Origin of the sequence: Bradyrhizobium sp. SHOUNA76 (assembly GCF_023006445.1) — a bacterium.
GTDB lineage: Bacteria > Pseudomonadota > Alphaproteobacteria > Rhizobiales > Xanthobacteraceae > Bradyrhizobium.
Genome location: NZ_JALBHA010001034.1, coordinates 1 through 753 on the forward strand (window position 1 = coordinate 1; position 753 = coordinate 753).

Here is a 753-nt window from a genome sequence, read left to right on the forward strand (position 1 = left end):
GAGGTGATCGACGAGCTGCGCGACCATCTCTCTGGCGCCAACATGGTGTTCGTCACCGCCGGCATGGGCGGCGGTACCGGCACCGGTGCAGCTCCCGTGATCGCCAAGACCGCGCGCGACATGGGCATCCTCACCGTCGGCGTCGTGACCAAGCCGTTCCACTTCGAGGGCGGCCGCCGCATGCGCACCGCTGAAGCCGGCATCAACGAGCTTCACAAGGTCGTGGACACGCTCCTGATCATCCCGAACCAGAACCTGTTCCGGGTCGCCAACGAGAAGACCACCTTCGCCGACGCCTTCGCGATGGCCGACCAGGTGCTCTATTCGGGCGTTGCCTGCATCACCGACCTGATGGTGAAGGAAGGCCTGATCAACCTCGACTTCGCCGACGTCCGCGCCGTCATGCGCGAGATGGGCAAGGCGATGATGGGCACGGGCGAAGCCTCCGGCGACAAGCGCGCGCTGACCGCCGCTGAAGCTGCGATCGCGAACCCGCTGATCGACGATAGCTCGATGAAGGGCGCCAAGGGCCTCCTCATCTCGATCACCGGCGGCAAGGACCTCACCCTGTTCGAGGTCGACGAAGCCGCGACCCGCATCCGCGAGGAAGTCGACCAGGACGCCAACATCATCGTCGGCGCAACCTTCGACGAAGCGCTCGACGGACTGATCCGCGTCTCGGTCGTTGCCACGGGCATCGAGCAGGCCGCGATCGCCCGCAACAGCCAGGCGACCAGCGCTCCCGTCGCGAAC

At 66.3% G+C, this 753-nt stretch carries 1 protein-coding gene; it reads left to right on the forward strand.

The window, feature by feature from the left end:
- Positions 1 to 753 (forward strand): cell division protein FtsZ (gene ftsZ / locus MOV74_RS39525; protein WP_246933038.1); only part of this gene is annotated, 753 nt, incomplete at both ends.